This window comes from Pseudoalteromonas sp. NJ631 (assembly GCF_000276645.1).
GTDB classification, from domain to species: Bacteria; Pseudomonadota; Gammaproteobacteria; order Enterobacterales; family Alteromonadaceae; genus Pseudoalteromonas; species Pseudoalteromonas piscicida.
Genome location: NZ_AKXJ01000049.1, coordinates 1 through 735 on the forward strand (window position 1 = coordinate 1; position 735 = coordinate 735).

1 protein-coding gene is annotated in these 735 nt (G+C 47.1%); it reads right to left on the minus strand.

The features are described from left to right. Window positions 1–715: AMP-binding protein (locus tag A587_RS24425; protein WP_232288113.1), on the minus strand; the 715-nt coding region annotated here is incomplete at its 3' end. Between the last annotated feature and the right edge of the window lie 20 nt (window positions 716–735).

The window sequence follows — 735 nt, forward strand, 5'->3', positions numbered from 1 at the left end:
AGCGTACCAAGTCGCCAGTTTTATATAAACGCGCTGAGCTATGTGGGTGTGAAGCATCATAAAAAGGATTTTCAATAAAGCGCTCAGCTGTCAGTTCAGGTCTGTTTAAATACCCTCTTGCTAACCCATCACCACCTAAGTAGAGCTCACCTTGTGTGCCAAATGGCGTCAATGTCAACCCGTCTGCACTCAGTATGTACGCTTGTGTATAGTTAAGCGGCTTACCAATATGGACCAATTCACCGCTGATCTTTGCTACTGTGCTGTTGACAGTACATTCCGTAGGGCCATATACGTTGTAGATTACCACGCCTTGTTCGACTAACCCATTGAGCCTACACCACAGTCCGTTTGAAATCGCTTCCCCCCCAACCAATAAATGAGGCGGTGTAAAACCTTGCCAATTGTCTAACCAAAACTGTAGTAGGCTGGGTGTACAATCGAGTAGGGTAATGTTCTGCTCACGAATGTAGTGTTGTAATTGTTGAGGTTGAACTTTACGCTGCTCATCAATCACCACCACGGTGTGGCCACTGATTAAATACGCTATCCCTTGTATAGAGGCGTCAAACACATAGTTAGCACACCATCCCACACGAGGAGTCCCCTCAAACCATGTCCTCATTTCTGCTGTGAGCCCTTGTACACTCTGGTGTTCAACCATCACCCCCTTCGGCTGGCCTGTTGAACCTGAGGTATAGATTACATAGGCCAAGTGCGATGCCGTTAACCCCT